The 14,483-nt window shown below is 63.1% G+C and carries 14 protein-coding genes; 10 read left to right on the top strand and 4 right to left on the bottom strand.

The window, feature by feature from the left end:
• Positions 1–112: 112 nt before the first annotated feature.
• Positions 113–784 (top strand): response regulator, encoded by a 672-nt coding sequence (locus tag THL1_RS21370; RefSeq protein ID WP_069085105.1) that lies wholly within the window; start codon positions 113–115, stop codon positions 782–784.
• Positions 777–2,162 carry a sensor histidine kinase gene (locus THL1_RS21365; protein ID WP_069085104.1) on the top strand — a complete coding sequence of 462 codons (1,386 nt, stop codon included), beginning with the start codon at positions 777–779 and terminating at the stop codon, positions 2,160–2,162. The genes THL1_RS21370 and THL1_RS21365 overlap by 8 nt, the downstream gene beginning before the upstream one ends.
• A 103-nt stretch (positions 2,163–2,265) precedes the next feature.
• Here THL1_RS21365 and THL1_RS21360 read toward each other — a convergent pair whose 3' ends face one another.
• The 3 genes from THL1_RS21360 to THL1_RS21350 all read right to left on the bottom strand — a co-directional run bounded on the left by THL1_RS21360 (position 2,266) and on the right by THL1_RS21350 (position 5,037).
• Positions 2,266–3,021, bottom strand: coding sequence for a substrate-binding periplasmic protein (locus THL1_RS21360; protein WP_069085103.1), 756 nt, complete (start codon positions 3,019–3,021; stop codon positions 2,266–2,268).
• Between the two features lie 67 nt (positions 3,022–3,088).
• Entirely contained in the window at positions 3,089–3,925 is an 837-nt protein-coding gene (locus THL1_RS21355) for an HDOD domain-containing protein (protein ID WP_069085102.1), read from the bottom strand.
• A 170-nt stretch (positions 3,926–4,095) separates the two neighbouring features.
• On the bottom strand, positions 4,096–5,037 hold the full coding sequence (locus THL1_RS21350) for a YgfZ/GcvT domain-containing protein (RefSeq protein WP_069085101.1): 942 nt from the start codon (positions 5,035–5,037) through the stop codon (positions 4,096–4,098).
• A gap of 119 nt (positions 5,038–5,156) precedes the next feature.
• Between THL1_RS21350 and THL1_RS21345 the strand changes: the two genes are divergently transcribed.
• Positions 5,157–5,411, top strand: coding sequence for a succinate dehydrogenase assembly factor 2 (locus tag THL1_RS21345; protein WP_069085100.1), 255 nt, complete (start codon positions 5,157–5,159; stop codon positions 5,409–5,411).
• Complete coding sequence (locus THL1_RS21340) at positions 5,395–5,847, top strand: protein YgfX (protein WP_069085099.1); 453 nt, start codon at positions 5,395–5,397, stop codon at positions 5,845–5,847. The genes THL1_RS21345 and THL1_RS21340 overlap by 17 nt, the downstream gene beginning before the upstream one ends.
• Here THL1_RS21340 and nadB read toward each other — a convergent pair.
• Positions 5,816–7,432, bottom strand: coding sequence for an L-aspartate oxidase (gene nadB / locus THL1_RS21335; protein WP_069085098.1), 1,617 nt, complete (start codon positions 7,430–7,432; stop codon positions 5,816–5,818). The genes THL1_RS21340 and nadB overlap by 32 nt on opposite strands.
• A 380-nt stretch (positions 7,433–7,812) precedes the next feature.
• On the opposite strand from nadB, the gene rpoE reads away from it, so the two are divergent.
• The 6 genes from rpoE (at position 7,813) to lepB (ending at position 14,406) form a co-directional block, all read left to right on the top strand.
• A complete protein-coding gene (gene rpoE / locus THL1_RS21330; protein WP_069085097.1) occupies positions 7,813–8,394 on the top strand; it encodes an RNA polymerase sigma factor RpoE in 582 nt (193 codons plus the stop codon).
• Between the two features lie 31 nt (positions 8,395–8,425).
• Positions 8,426–9,016: an RseA family anti-sigma factor gene (locus THL1_RS21325; protein ID WP_069085096.1), complete on the top strand. Its 591-nt coding sequence runs from the start codon at positions 8,426–8,428 to the stop codon at positions 9,014–9,016.
• Between the two features lie 8 nt (positions 9,017–9,024).
• The gene (locus THL1_RS21320; protein WP_069085095.1) at positions 9,025–9,975 is read left to right on the top strand and encodes a MucB/RseB C-terminal domain-containing protein; all 951 of its coding nucleotides are present in this window, start codon (positions 9,025–9,027) and stop codon (positions 9,973–9,975) included.
• A 192-nt stretch (positions 9,976–10,167) separates the two neighbouring features.
• Positions 10,168–11,592 carry a DegQ family serine endoprotease gene (locus tag THL1_RS21315; RefSeq protein WP_069085094.1) on the top strand — a complete coding sequence of 475 codons (1,425 nt, stop codon included), beginning with the start codon at positions 10,168–10,170 and terminating at the stop codon, positions 11,590–11,592.
• A 154-nt stretch (positions 11,593–11,746) separates the two neighbouring features.
• Entirely contained in the window at positions 11,747–13,546 is a 1,800-nt protein-coding gene (gene lepA, locus THL1_RS21310; protein WP_069085093.1) for a translation elongation factor 4, read from the top strand.
• A 5-nt stretch (positions 13,547–13,551) separates the two neighbouring features.
• A complete protein-coding gene (lepB, locus tag THL1_RS21305; protein ID WP_069085092.1) occupies positions 13,552–14,406 on the top strand; it encodes a signal peptidase I in 855 nt (284 codons plus the stop codon).
• The last annotated feature ends 77 nt before the right edge of the window (positions 14,407–14,483 follow it).

The raw sequence follows: 14,483 nt of genomic DNA, 5'->3' as shown, positions 1-14,483 counted from the left end.
GCAGCGAAACTTTCGCCAGCCTTTCAGCGTGAAAGAAAGTTGGCGCGGCGTTCACAGCGTTCAATCGGCCGTTAAACTTCCGAGTGATCGCTGCCATTTCGGAGACTTTCTCGTGCGAATCCTGCTGGTCGAAGACCATCCCCAACTCGCTGAAAGCGTTGCCCAGGTGCTCAAGGGCGCGGGTTGGACCGTGGACGTGCTGCATGACGGCGTGGCCGCTGACCTTGCCCTGGCCAGCGAGGACTACGCCCTGGCGGTGCTGGACGTGGGGTTGCCGCGCATGGATGGCTTCGAAGTGCTGGCGCGTCTGCGCGGGCGCGGCAAGACCTTGCCGGTGCTGATGCTGACCGCCCGTGGCGAGGTGAAGGATCGGGTTCATGGCCTCAACCTGGGCGCGGACGATTACCTGGCCAAGCCCTTCGAGCTGAGCGAACTGGAGGCGCGGGTGAAGGCGTTGCTGCGCCGCAGTGTGCTCGGTGGCGAGCAGCAGCAGCGATGCGGGGTGCTGGTGTACGACCTCGGCACCCGGCGTTTCAGTCTCGACGAGGACATCCTCAGTCTGACGTCCCGCGAGCAATCGGTGCTGGAGGCGCTGATCGCCCGTCCAGGCCGAGTGATGAGCAAGGAGCAGTTGGCTTCCCAGGTGTTCGGCCTGGACGAGGAAGCCAGCCCCGATGCCATCGAGATCTATATCCACCGCCTGCGCAAGAAACTGGAAGGCAGTGCGGTACGCATCGTCACCTTCCGCGGCCTGGGCTACCTGCTGGAGAGCCAGGATGCGTGAAGCCGGCAGCCTGCGGGGGCGGCTGCTGCGCCGACTGGCGCTGATGCTGGGGGCGTTGCTGCTGATCGCCAGCCTGAGCGCCTACTGGAATGCGCGCGAGGCCGCGGACACCGCTTACGACCGCACGTTGCTGGCGTCGGCACGAGCCATTGCCGATGGCCTCTATGAGACGGATGGACGCCTGAAGGCGGACGTGCCCTATGTGGCACTGGACATTTTCGCCTACGACAGCGCCGGACGGATTTTCTATCAGGTGATCGACCCGGACGGGAAACTGGCGTCGGGCTACGATCATCTGCCCCCGCCGCCGCCGGGCACGCGGCGCACCGATGACTACCCGGCGCTGGCGCGTTTCTACGATGGCGAGTACCAGGGCGTCGGCGTGCGGGTAGTGAGCCTGATGCAGCCGGTGAGCGAGCCGCGCCTGAATGGCATTGCCGAGATTCGCGTGGCCGAGACGGAGAGTGCCCGCGAGCGCCTGGCTCGGGGCCTGCTGGTGGACAGCCTGTGGCGCCTGGTGCTGTTGGTCGTGGCCGCGTTGGTGCTGGTGTGGCTGGCGGTCAGTGCTGCGCTGCGCCCGCTGAACAAGCTGCGCCTGGCGGTGGAAGAACGTCAGGTCGATGACTTGCGACCGCTACCGGAAGTGGCGGTGCAACGTGAACTGCGCCCCCTGGTGGATGCCCTCAACCAGTTCACCGAGCGCCTGCGCGGACTGTTCCAGCGCCAGGCGGACTTCATTGCCGATGCCTCCCATGAACTGCGTACGCCCCTGGCCGCCCTCAAGGCGCGGGTGGAATTGGGGTTGCGTGAGCAGGACCCGGCGATCTGGCGTTCGACCCTGGAAGAGGCCGCGCAGAACACCGATCGACTGACGCACCTGGCCAATCAATTACTGTCCCTTGCGCGCATCGAAAGCGGCGCGCGCGCCATTGCCGAGGGTGGTGCCGAACGCATTGAGCTGGGCCAGCTGGCGCGCGAGCTGGGCATGGCGCTGGCACCCCTGGCACACGCCCGGGGTGTGGCTCTGGCACTGGAAGCAGAGGACCAGGCTTGGGTGATGGGGGAGCCGACGCTGCTCAACGAGCTGCTCTGCAATCTGGTGGACAACGCCCTGGCACACACGCCGAAAGGCGGCAATGTCGTGCTGCGGGTGACGGCCCCGGCGGTGCTGGAGGTCGAGGACGATGGCAGCGGCATCCCGCCCGAAGAGCGCGAGAAGGTGTTCCAGCGTTTCTACCGGCGCAACGTGCAGGGCGGTGGAGCGGGACTGGGGTTGGCGATCGTTGGCGAGATCTGTCGTGCTCACCAGGCCGAGATCAGCCTGCACGATGGCGAAGCGCGCGGGTTGAAGGTGCGGGTGAGTTTTCCGCCGGCCTAGTGATTGCTGTGGCAACGGCTGTTGTAGGGTGGAAATGGCTCTTCATTTCCACCATTGGAGCCCGGCTCAGCATCGCCGGTGGATAGGCAAGGTGTGATCCACTCTACGGCGCCAGGCTCAGTGGCTGCTGCACGTCCAGCAGGTACTGGGCGACCTTGCCGCTGTCCTGCAACTGCGCGAGGCCCCGGTTGAAACGCGCGATGAGCTCGGCGTTGCCGGGCACTTCGCGGGAAAGCATCAGGTGCAGGCTATCGCTGCGAACGGGGTGTGGGTGGAAGCTGATCCGGGCGCGCTCGGCGGAGCTGAACCTGTCGTTGAGCAGGGCGAAGGCAACCACCTTGTCCATGGGGAAGGCATCCAGCCGGCCCGCCAGAACCATGCGCAGCGCCTGCTCTTCGCCACTCAGGCGCGTGACCTGGATCGTCCCGTCGCGCTCGGCCTGCTGGAAGTCCGCTCCGTAATCGTAGCCCAGGGCCCCGCCGAGGCGCACGCCCTTGAGGTCGGTGACCTGATTCCAGTCGACGGGATGGCCCTTGCGGTGAAAGAAGTAGTAGGTGCTCTCCACCACCGGCTCACTGATGTAGAAGCGTAGCTCCCGTTCCGGGCTGCGTAGCCACACGGCCGTTCCGGTGCGCTCACCGCGCTCGGCCAGGTGCATCGAGCGGGCCCAGGGGTAGAACTCCCAGCGCACCTGGATGCCTTCCAGGGCGAAGGCTTCTTCGACGATGCGTGAGGCCACGCCCTGGTGGGGCAGCTTCGCGCCCAGGTAGGGCGCCCATTCGCCATTGGTCAGGCGCACTTCTTCCGCGGCGGCCAGGCTGTGGTACAGCAGGTAGAAGGCGAGAAGCAGTACGCGCATCCGGGTCCATCCAGCGACGTCAGGGGAAGGCTGAGTCTAGCGCCGGATGGGCGAGTGCGCGCGGGTATTACTGGAGCATGCCCATGGCCGCATCCATGGCGGCGGAGAGGTCTTCATCGGCCTGCATGTCGACGTTCGGGTCGAGGCCAAGCTTGGCGAAGGCGGGCACCTGGCTCCAGTCCAGCTGGGTGTAGGGGTGCTCGCTGCCGAGGTAACTCTGCAGGGTGGCGACCTGGACGATGTCGATGTAGTCGACGCGGGCCGAGTTGCGCTTGAAATCCAGATACTGGCTGGGCATGGCGGCAATCGGCTCGGGGAACTCCCAGGCGCGCAGGATGCGGTCGCCGATCACCGGGTGGATGCGCTCGATGACATGATTGAGGCTGATGGAATCGGCCAGCAGCTCGCTGTGCTCCTCCGCATAGGTGAGGATGGGCAGCACGCCGATCTGATGCACCAGGCCTGCCAGGGTGGCCTGATCGGGCATCAGGCGGGTGTAGTGGCGGCAAAGAACGTGGCAGATACCGGCAATTTCGGTGCTTTTGTTCCAGACCTCGCGCATCTTGCGGTCAACCACGTCGGTGGTGGCCTGGAACATCTGTTCCATGGCCAGGCCGGTGGCCAGGTTGCTGGTGTAGTTCATGCCGAGACGGCTGATGGCCATCTGCAAGTCGGTGATTTCCTTGTTGGTGCGCAGCAGCGGGCTGTTCACCACCTTGATGATGCGTGCTGTCAGTGCGGCATCGTTGCCGATCACCCTGGTCAGGTCCTGGATGCCGGCATTCGGGTTTTCGGCCGTTTCACGCACTTTCAGCGCGACTTCCGGTAGGGTCGGCAGCACCAGCTCATCGTTTTCGATGGCTTTGAGGAGGTCTTGTAGGACTTTGTCGGCAAGCTTGCTCATTGGAGTTCTCGTCAGTGGCCGGCAGGGGTAGGTTCTGTAGGAAAAGTACCTGCGCTCGGTGATGCTGCGTTGAAATCGGTCTCAGAATGCTCATTTACAACACGTAAACTGCGCTTCTTCGGCCGATTTCGCCTTGCCTGACCTTCGCTCGGCTGCTTTTCGTACAAAACCTAGCGTTGGATTTCGCGGTCGGCGTCCAGGGTATAGGGCAGATCGAGCAGGTTCAGCGCCGGACCATCGGCAGCGCCGAGGTGGATACGGCCATCATTCACGGCATCTTCCTGAAGCACGGCGAGCAACTCGCAGCCCCTGGCCGTCGGGGCTGCCAGCACCACTTCGCCTACGGAGCTCTGATGAACCGGGGAGAAGAGTTCGAGGCCCGGCTGGGGGGCTTCACCTTCGGCAAGGGCCAGGCGGTAGAGGCGGCGCTTGAGCTTGCCCAGGTATTGCATGCGGGCGACGATTTCCTGTCCGGTGTAGCAACCCTTCTTGAAGCTGACGCCGCCGAGGGCCTGGAGGTTGATCATCTGTGGAATGAACAGCTCACGGGTGGTGCCCACGACCTGTCCGATACCCGCACGCACCTGAGCAAGCAACCAGGCGTCCAGCGGAGCCAATGGCAACTGGGCAGCCAGGCGGGCTTCCAGAGTGGCGGCTTCAGCGCGGGGGGCCCAGAGTTCGGCGCGGCCATCGGGAAGCCGCAGGGCGATCAGGTTGCCTTCGCGGGCAACGCTGTCGGCGGTTTGCGGCAGGTCCAGGCCCAGGGCGAGGAGGGCGCCATCACCCTGGCTGAGGCCGAACCGGACCCAATCGGCACTTTCGTCGGCCAGGCTGGATTTGGAGAAGACCGCGTACTTCTTCAGGTCGGCCAGTTGGCTCTCGACCAGGTCGCTGGCCATGGACATGAGGAAGCCTTCGCCCTCGGCGAGTATCCGGAAGCTCGACGTCATCCGGCCTTTGGGCGTGCAGCGGGCGCCCAGGCTGCTGGTGGCCTGGTCCAGGTAATTGAGGTTGCAGGTTAGCTGGCCCTGTAGGAATTTCGCGGCATCCACGCCGCGGACGGCGAGCAGGCCTTCGTGGGAGAGCGGACAGAAGAATGCTGAGTCGGCCATTGCGCATCGCTGGAAAAAAGTCTGGGGCGCCATCATAGAGTCCCGCCGGTGGCTTGTCAGCGGGTGCCCGGGGTGGCGGCTGTGGTTATAATGCGCGCCTCATTCCTGGAGGCGCTGTGATGGCCGACTCAATTGAACTGAACCGACTCTTCTGGCACAGCCGTCGCGGCATGCTCGAACTGGACGTGCTCCTCGTCCCCTTCGTGAGGGAGGTCTATCCGAGCCTCGACGCTGAAGACCAGGCCCGCTACCGCAAGCTGCTGGAATGCGAGGACCAGGACATGTTTGGCTGGTTCATGCAGCGCGGCGAGCCTGAAGATGCGGACCTGCGCCGCATGGTTCGCATGATCTTGGATCGTGTCCAGCCCAAGTAACGTCTTCGAATGCCACTGGCGCCCCTCGCGGCGCCTGCTGGCCCTCTACCTGATCCTGTCTTCCCTGGCCGTTCTGGCCATCCTGGTCGCTGCGCTGCCTCGCTGGGCACAGTTGTCCGGCCTTCTGGCCTGTGCGGCCCACGCTGCCTGGTGTCTGCCCAGGCAGATCCTGCTGACTTCTCCCAAGGCGTTTACTGGCTTGCGGCTAGATGGTGACGGCTGGCAACTGTGGTGCGCGGCGGATGGCTGGTGCCCGGTGCAGTTGCGCCCGGACAGCCTGGGGCTACCGGTGGCGGTGATCCTGCGCTTCCGCTTGTTGGGTGGGCGCTGGGTGAGGGGTGTGTGTGTGCCGGCGGACGCTCTGGACCAGGAGCAGCACCGCCGGTTGCGGGTGAGGCTGGGGTTCAGTCGCCGAAGGTGGGCGGTGCCAGAATAGTGTCACTGGCCTCGGGGAGCAGGTCCGGGTAGTCCAGGGTGTAATGCAGGCCGCGGCTTTCATGGCGTTGCATGGCCGAGCGGATTATCAGTTCGGCCACCTGCGCCAGGTTGCGCAGTTCGATCAGGTCGCGGCTCACGCGGTAATTGCTGTAGAACTCGTCGATCTCGCTGAGCAGCAGGCGCACCCGGTGCTGGGCGCGCTGCAGGCGCTTGTTGGTGCGCACGATGCCGACGTAGTCCCACATGAAGCGGCGCAACTCGTCCCAGTTGTGCGCGATGATTACGTCTTCGTCGGAGTCCGTTACTTGGCTGGCGTCCCAGGTGGGCAGGTTGGCGGGCATCGGCACCTCGTCCAACTGATTGACCATGTCGTGTGCCGCCGATCGCCCGTAGACGAAACATTCCAGCAACGAGTTGCTGGCCATGCGGTTGGCGCCGTGCAGGCCGGTGAAGCTGGTCTCGCCAATGGCGTAGAGGCCAGGGATATCGGTACGGCCGTGCTGGTCGACGACCACGCCGCCACAGGTGTAGTGCGCCGCCGGCACCACCGGGATGGGCTCGCGGGTGATGTCGATGCCAAAGCCCAGGCAGCGCTCATAAACCGTGGGGAAGTGGCTTTTTACGAACTCGGCGGGCTTGTGGCTGATGTCCAGGTAGACGCAGTCCACGCCCAGGCGCTTCATTTCATGGTCGATGGCGCGGGCCACCACGTCGCGCGGTGCCAGTTCGGCACGCGGGTGGAAGCGTTGCATGAAGCGTTCGCCATTGGGCAGCTTAAGCAGGCCACCTTCGCCGCGCACGGCTTCGGTGATCAGGAAGCTCTTGGCCTGCGGGTGATAGAGGCAGGTGGGGTGGAATTGGTTGAATTCCAGATTGCCGACCCGGCAACCCGCGCGCCACGCCATGGCGATACCGTCGCCACACGCGCTGTCGGGGTTGCTGGTATAGAGGTAGACCTTGGCCGCGCCGCCCGAGGCGAGCACCGTGAAACGGGCGTGGAAGGTATCCACTTCGCCGTTGTTGCGGTTCAACACGTACGCGCCGAGGCAGCGCTGACCCTCGCGGCCGAGCTTGCGTTCGGTGATCAGGTCGACAGCGACCCGTTGCTCCAGCAGCTGGATGTTCGGTCGTTTCTTCGCCTGCTCCAGCAGGGTGTTGAAGATGGCGGCACCAGTCGCATCCGCGGCATGGATGATGCGTCGATGGCTGTGGCCCCCTTCGCGAGTGAGGTGGAACTCGAAACCGCCATCCTCGCGGGAATGTTCGTCGTCGCGCGTGAAGGGTACGCCCTGGTCGATCAGCCATTGGATGGCTGCGCGGCTGTGTTCTACCGTGAAGCGCACGGCATCCTCACGGCACAGGCCCGCGCCCGCGACCAGGGTGTCTTCGACGTGGGAATCGACCGTGTCCGTGTCGTCCAGCACTGCCGCCACACCGCCCTGGGCCCAATAGGTCGAGCCATTGCTGAGGTCGGCCTTGCTCAGCACCACGATGTTGAGGTGCGAGGGCAGGGTGAGGGCCAGGGTCAGGCCGGCGGCGCCGCTGCCGATGACCAGTACGTCATGCTGGAAGTGTTGGCTCATGTCGATACCCGCAAAAAAAGCGGCGGCTAGTATATAGCCAGGGTGGGCGGCACAATAGCGCGCTTATGACCATGTGTGGTGCCACGGAACTTTTTTAGTCGTTCGGGTTCCATTCAGAGTCACCTTTTGAAAAGACGGTGTTTGCTTACGCTCATGCAACGAATGCACTTGAAATGTGCAACCCGGATGCCTGTAGATCAAGCGACATATATTCGGCGCAGCATGGCCGCAGGCTCTGCTGCGTCATTCCGTGCAGGTAAGAAAACAATCTGCAGGAAGCTTGCTTGGAGGGGAGAACTTTTGCGCAACGCCCGAGTCTATTTTGGCAAGCCGATCCACTGGCTGGCGCAACACCCCTTCGAGATCGACGAGGAGTGTTCATGCTAACCCAGGAACAGGATCAGCAGCTGGTCGAACGGGTGCAGCAGGGCGACAAGCGGGCTTTCGATCTGCTGGTGTTGAAGTATCAGCACAAGATCCTCGGGTTGATCGTGCGATTCGTGCATGACGCCCAGGAAGCCCAGGACGTAGCCCAGGAAGCCTTTATCAAGGCTTACCGCGCGCTCGGAAACTTTCGCGGCGACAGTGCGTTTTATACGTGGCTGTACCGCATCGCCATCAACACGGCGAAGAACCATCTGGTGGCGCGTGGACGACGCCCGCCAGACAGTGATGTAAGTGCTGAGGACGCCGAGTTTTATGACGGCGACCACGCCCTCAAGGATATCGAGTCGCCGGAGCGAGTCCTGCTTCGCGATGAGATCGAGGCCACAGTGCACCGGAGCATCCAGCAACTGCCGGAAGATTTGCGCACGGCGCTGACGCTGCGCGAATTCGATGGTCTTAGTTATGAAGACATTGCGAGCGTTATGCAGTGTCCGGTGGGTACTGTGCGATCCCGCATCTTCAGGGCGCGGGAAGCCATCGATAAAGCCTTGCAACCTCTGTTGCAGGGGTCCTGAGACAGCGGCGACAGCCAAGAGGGGAACCGCCATGAGTCGTGAAGCTTTGCAGGAATCGCTGTCCGCGGTGATGGATAACGAGGCGGACGAACTGGAGCTGCGTCGAGTTCTCGCCGCCAGCGAAGATCAAGATTTGCGGGCTACCTGGTCGCGTTACCAGATTGCCCGTGCCGTGATGCACAAGGAGCTGCTGGAGCCGCGCCTGGACATCGCTGCTGCAGTTTCGGCCGCGCTGGCCGAAGAAGCCGCTCCGCCGGCCAAGGTGGTGCGGGGGCCATGGCGCAGCCTGGGTCGCCTTGCCGTTGCCGCTTCGGTGACCGTGGCGGTGCTTGCCGGCGTGCGCCTGTACAACCAGGACGACGTCGCCGGTACCCAGCAGCTGGCTCAGCAAACCAGCCAGCCAGCGATGGTGATGCCGCAAGCGCAGCAAGGTGCCGTTCTGGCTGGCTATAGTGAAGATGCCCAGCAGGCGCAGCAGCCTATCGGTGCGACCCAGTCGTCTTCTGGCTGGCACGAGAAGCGCTTGCCGGCTTACCTGAGGCAGCATGCCCAGCAAGCCGCGATGAGCGGTAGCGACAGCGCACTGCCTTATGCTCGCGCTGCCAGTCTGGAGAGCCGCTGAGGAGGAACATGCGCGCACTTCCGCTATTCATCTTGCTTGGCGGCTGGCTGACCCAATCAGCCCACGCCGCCGACGCTCAGGACTGGTTGCAACGCCTCGCTGACGCGGAGCAGCGCCAGAGTTTCCAGGGAACTTTCGTCTACGAACGAAATGGGAGTTTCTCCACTCACGAAGTCTGGCATCGGGTCCAGCAGGGTGGGGAAGTGCGCGAGCGTTTGCTGCAGCTCGATGGTCCGGCGCAAGAGGTGGTGCGCGTCAATGGCCGCACCCAATGCGTGAGCGGCGCCCTTTCCGATCAAGTGACCGATGGCCAGGTCTGGCCCGCTCGCGGACTCGACGCCAAGCAGCTCTCCGAATGGTATGACCTGCGTCTGGCTGGCGAGTCTCGCGTTGCCGGTCGGCCAGCGGTAGTCCTGACCCTGGCGCCTCGCGACCAGCATCGCTATGGCTTCGAGCTGCACCTCGACCGGGACACGGGCTTGCCACTCAAGTCATTGCTCCTGGGTGACAAGGGGCAGCTGCTGGAGCGCTTCCAGTTCACGCGTATCGCGGTTGCCAGCGACCTGGCGGACACTGCGCTGCAACCCAGCTCGGCTTGCAAGGCCGTTCGTGTCACCGAGGTCCAGGGTGAAAAGCCCGCTCACTGGCGTTCCGAATGGTTGCCGCCCGGCTTCAGCCTCACCAGTGCCCAGGAGCGACGCAGTCCGGCGTCGTCCGAGCCGGTATCCAGCCTGCTCTATAGTGATGGCCTGGCCCGCTTCTCGGTATTCCTTGAGCCGCTGCATGGTGCGGTGGTCGAGGATGCTCGCAGCCAACTTGGGCCAACTGTCATGGTCTCCAAGCGGGTCAGTACGCCGAGTGGCGATGTCATGGTGACGGTGGTCGGCGAAATCCCGCTGGGAACGGCCGAGCGAGTTGCCCTGTCCATGCGGGCGGCGGAGGCCACTGCGACACAATGATCCCTGTTACAGGATCTGCAATCGCTTTAGAGTGCGGGAGCCAGGGCTCCCGCCTTGTCTTTTTCACGATGTTCCATTGAGCCTGGGGCTGACGCTCCAGGCTCGTTTTGCTTTTGTGTTTCTGTTTTGCTCGCAGGGCCGGGCGGCCCGGCGGGTTCATACCACTCGTTATGCGACGGGAGCTGTATGTCGATGCTTAACCTCAAATCCTGCATGACCGCCATGGCAGCGTTGCTGCTGCTCGGTCAAACCCTTGTGGCCCGTGCCGAGTTGCCGGACTTCACGCCTCTGGTCGAAGAGGCGTCCCCGGCGGTCGTCAACATCAGTACCCGGCAGAAGCTGCCCCCGCGTAGTGCCGCCAATGCCCAGGCGATGCCTGACCTGGAAGGCCTGCCACCCATGCTGCGTGAATTCTTCGAGCGCAACATGCCGCAGATGCCGCGAAATCCCCAGGGTGGTCGTCAGCGCGAGGCGCAGTCCCTGGGTTCCGGCTTCATCGTCTCCAAGGACGGCTACGTCCTGACCAACAACCACGTAGTCGCTGGCGCCGATGAGATCATCGTGCGCCTGTCCGACCGCAGCGAGCTGGAAGCCAAGCTGATCGGTGCCGACCCGCGTACCGACGTGGCGCTGCTGAAGGTCGAGGGCAAGGACCTGCCGATCGTGAAAATCGGCAAGTCCGATGAACTCAAGGTGGGCAGTTGGGTGCTGGCCATTGGCTCGCCGTTCGGTTTCGATCACTCGGTGACCGCCGGTATCGTCAGCGCCAAGGGGCGCAGCCTGCCGAACGAGAACTACGTTCCCTTCATTCAGACTGATGTGGCCATCAACCCGGGTAACTCCGGCGGTCCGCTGTTCAACCTGGATGGCGAAGTGGTGGGTATCAACTCCCAGATATTCACCCGCTCCGGCGGCTTCATGGGCTTGTCCTTCGCCATCCCGATCGACGTGGCCATGGGCGTGGCCGACCAGCTCAAGGCCGAAGGCAAGGTCAGTCGTGGCTGGCTGGGCGTGGTGATTCAGGAGGTGAACAAGGACCTCGCTGAATCCTTCGGTCTGGACAAGCCGGCCGGCGCCCTGGTTGCGCAGGTTCAGGAAGGTGGTCCGGCCGCCAAGGGTGGGCTGCAAGTAGGGGATGTCATCCTCAGCATGAACGGCCAGCCGATCGTGGTTTCCGCCGACCTGCCGCACCTGGTGGGTAACCTCAAGCCGGGCAGCAAGATCAAGCTCGAAGTCGTGCGTGGCGGCAGCCGCAAGACCCTGGACATGGCCATCGGCGCTCTGCCGGAAGACGGCGACGAGATGGCCGCCGCCAGTGGCGACGGTGTCGAGCGTAGCAGCAACCGTCTCGGTGTAAGCGTCGTCGAGCTGACCGATGAACAGAAGAAGGCCCTGGATATCCAGGGTGGCGTGGTGATCAAGGAAGTCCAGGACGGCCCGGCTGCCATGATGGGGCTGCGTCCGGGTGATGTGATCACGCACCTGAACAACCAGGCCATCACGTCCGCCAAGGCCTTCACCCAGGTCGCCAAGGACCTGCCGAAGAACCGCTCGGTGTCCATGCGCGTGCTGCGCCAGGGGCGCGCCAGCTTCATTACCTTCAAGCTGGCCGAGTAACACGGTTCCAGTCAAAAAAGGGGCGGCCACTGGTCGCCCCTTTTTCGTTTCAACCTTCCGGCGCATGAGCGTGACGCGCCGGCCGCCGATCAGGTAAACTCCCCCGCTATTTTTCGGCGAGCAACCTGCTTGCGGCTTTTTTGAGTGTTGACCTGTGAGTGACCTGAGTCATATCCGCAATTTCTCCATCATCGCCCACATCGACCATGGCAAGTCGACCCTGGCAGACCGCTTCATTCAGATGTGCGGTGGCCTGTCCGACCGCGAGATGGAGGCTCAGGTCCTGGACTCCATGGACCTGGAGCGTGAGCGTGGTATCACCATCAAGGCCCACAGTGTCACGCTGCACTACAAGGCGCAGAGCGGTAAGACCTACCAGCTGAACTTCATCGACACCCCCGGTCACGTGGACTTTACCTATGAAGTCAGCCGTTCCCTGGCGGCGTGCGAAGGCGCGCTGCTGGTCGTGGACGCCGGCCAGGGTGTTGAAGCCCAGTCCGTGGCCAACTGCTACACCGCCATCGAGCAGGGCCTCGAGGTCATGCCGGTGCTGAACAAGATGGACCTGCCTCAGGCCGAGCCGGAACGGGTCAAGGAAGAAATCGAACATATCATCGGCATCGACGCCACTGACGCCGTGCCCTGCAGCGCCAAGAGCGGCATGGGCGTGATCGATGTGCTGGAGCGCCTGGTCGAGGTGATCCCTGCGCCGGAGGGCGAGATCGATGCGCCGCTGCAGGCCCTGATCATCGACTCCTGGTTCGACAACTACCTGGGCGTGGTCTCGCTGGTGCGGGTCAAGAACGGCCGGGTGAAGAAGGGCGACAAGATCCTGGTGAAGTCCACTGGCAAGCTCCACCAGGTGGACAGCGTCGGTGTGTTCACCCCGAAGCACACTGAAATGGTCGACCTCAAGGCCGGTGAAGTGGGCTTCATCATCGCCGGCATCAAGGACATCCATGGCGCCCCGGTGGGCGATACCCTGACCCTGTCCGGCACTCCGGATGTGAGCGTGCTGCCGGGCTTCCAGCGAATCAAACCGCAGGTGTATGCCGGCCTGTTCCCGGTCAGCTCCGACGACTTCGAGGATTTCCGCGAAGCGCTGCAGAAACTGACCCTGAACGACGCCGCGCTGCAGTACGAGCCGGAGAGCTCCGAGGCCCTGGGCTTCGGCTTCCGTATCGGCTTCCTCGGCATGCTGCACATGGAGATCATCCAGGAGCGCCTGGAGCGCGAATACGACCTGGACCTGATCACCACCGCACCGACCGTGGTCTTCGAAATCGTGCAGAAGAACGGCGAGACCATCTACGTCGACAACCCGTCCAAGCTGCCCGACCTCGCCTCCATCGACGAAATGCGCGAGCCCATCGTCCGTGCCAACATCCTGGTACCTCAGGAGCACCTTGGTAACGTCATTACCCTGTGCATCGAGAAGCGTGGCGTCCAGCGCGACATGCAATTCCTCAGCTCCCAGGTTCAGGTCTGCTACGACCTGCCGATGAACGAGGTGGTGCTGGACTTCTTCGACCGCCTGAAGTCGGTAAGTCGTGGCTATGCGTCGCTGGACTACAGCTTCGATCGCTTCGAACCGGCTAATCTGGTGAAGCTGGACGTACTGATCAACGGCGAGAAGGTCGATGCTCTGGCACTTATCGTGCATCGCGATCAGGCCCACTACAAAGGCCGCGCGTTGACCGAGAAGATGAAGGAACTGATCCCGCGGCAGATGTTCGACGTGGCGATCCAGGCAGCGATCGGTGGACAGATCGTTGCGCGTACTACCGTAAAGGCGCTCAGGAAGAACGTTCTGGCCAAGTGCTACGGCGGCGACGTCAGCCGTAAGAAAAAACTGCTGGAGAAGCAGAAGGCCGGTAAGAAAAGGATGAAGCAGGTCGGCAGCGTGGAGATCCCGCAGGAAGCCTTCCTCGCTGTGCTCAAAGTGGATAGCTAGGGTTTATGTCGATCAATTTCCCGCTGTTGTTGGTTATCGCCGTGGCAGTCTCCGGCGTGCTTGCGCTTATCGACCTGGTTCTGCTGGCCCCGCGCCGGCGCTCCGCGATTGCCTCTTACGAGGGGCAAGTCAGCGAGCCCGACCCGGAGGTCCTCGACAGGCTGAACAAGGAACCGCTGCTGGTCGAGTATGGGAAGTCCTTCTTCCCGGTGCTGGCCATCGTGCTGGTGCTGCGTTCCTTCCTGGTGGAACCCTTCCAGATTCCGTCCGGCTCGATGAAGCCGACCCTGGAAGTGGGCGATTTCATCCTGGTCAACAAGTTCGCCTACGGCATTCGCCTGCCGGTGCTGGATAACAAAGTGGTCGAGGTGGGTGACCCGCAACGCGGCGACGTAATGGTGTTCCGCTACCCGAGCGATCCGAACATCAACTACATCAAGCGCGTGATCGGCTTGCCGGGCGACCGTATCGCCTACAGCAGCGACAAGCGCCTGACCGTCAATGGTCAATCGGTTGCCGAGAAGCTGCTGGGCGAAGAGCCGGGCACCCTGGGCAGCGCCATGCTGTACGAGGAGAAGCTGGGCGAAGCCGAGCACCTGATCCGCAAGGAAATGAAGCGCTACCGCATGGAGCCGGGCCGCGAGTGGGTGGTGCCCCAGGGGCATTACTTCATGATGGGCGACAACCGGGACAACTCCAACGACAGCCGCTATTGGAACGACCCGCGTATCCCGAAGGACCTGCTTGGCATGGTTCCGGACCGCAATATCGTCGGCAAGGCCTTCGCGGTCTGGATGAGCTGGCCTGATCCGAAGATGCGCAACCTGCCGAACTTCTCTCGAGTGGGCCTGATTCACTGATCGCCCGCTCGCCATTGTGGTTTTGCGGCGTTGTTCATGACAGCGCCGCAGTCGCTATATAGTCTTGCTTGCGGGCC

It is taken from the genome of Pseudomonas sp. TCU-HL1 (genome assembly GCF_001708505.1).
GTDB lineage: Bacteria > Pseudomonadota > Gammaproteobacteria > Pseudomonadales > Pseudomonadaceae > Metapseudomonas.
This window is presented reverse-complemented; position numbering and strand designations above follow the sequence as displayed.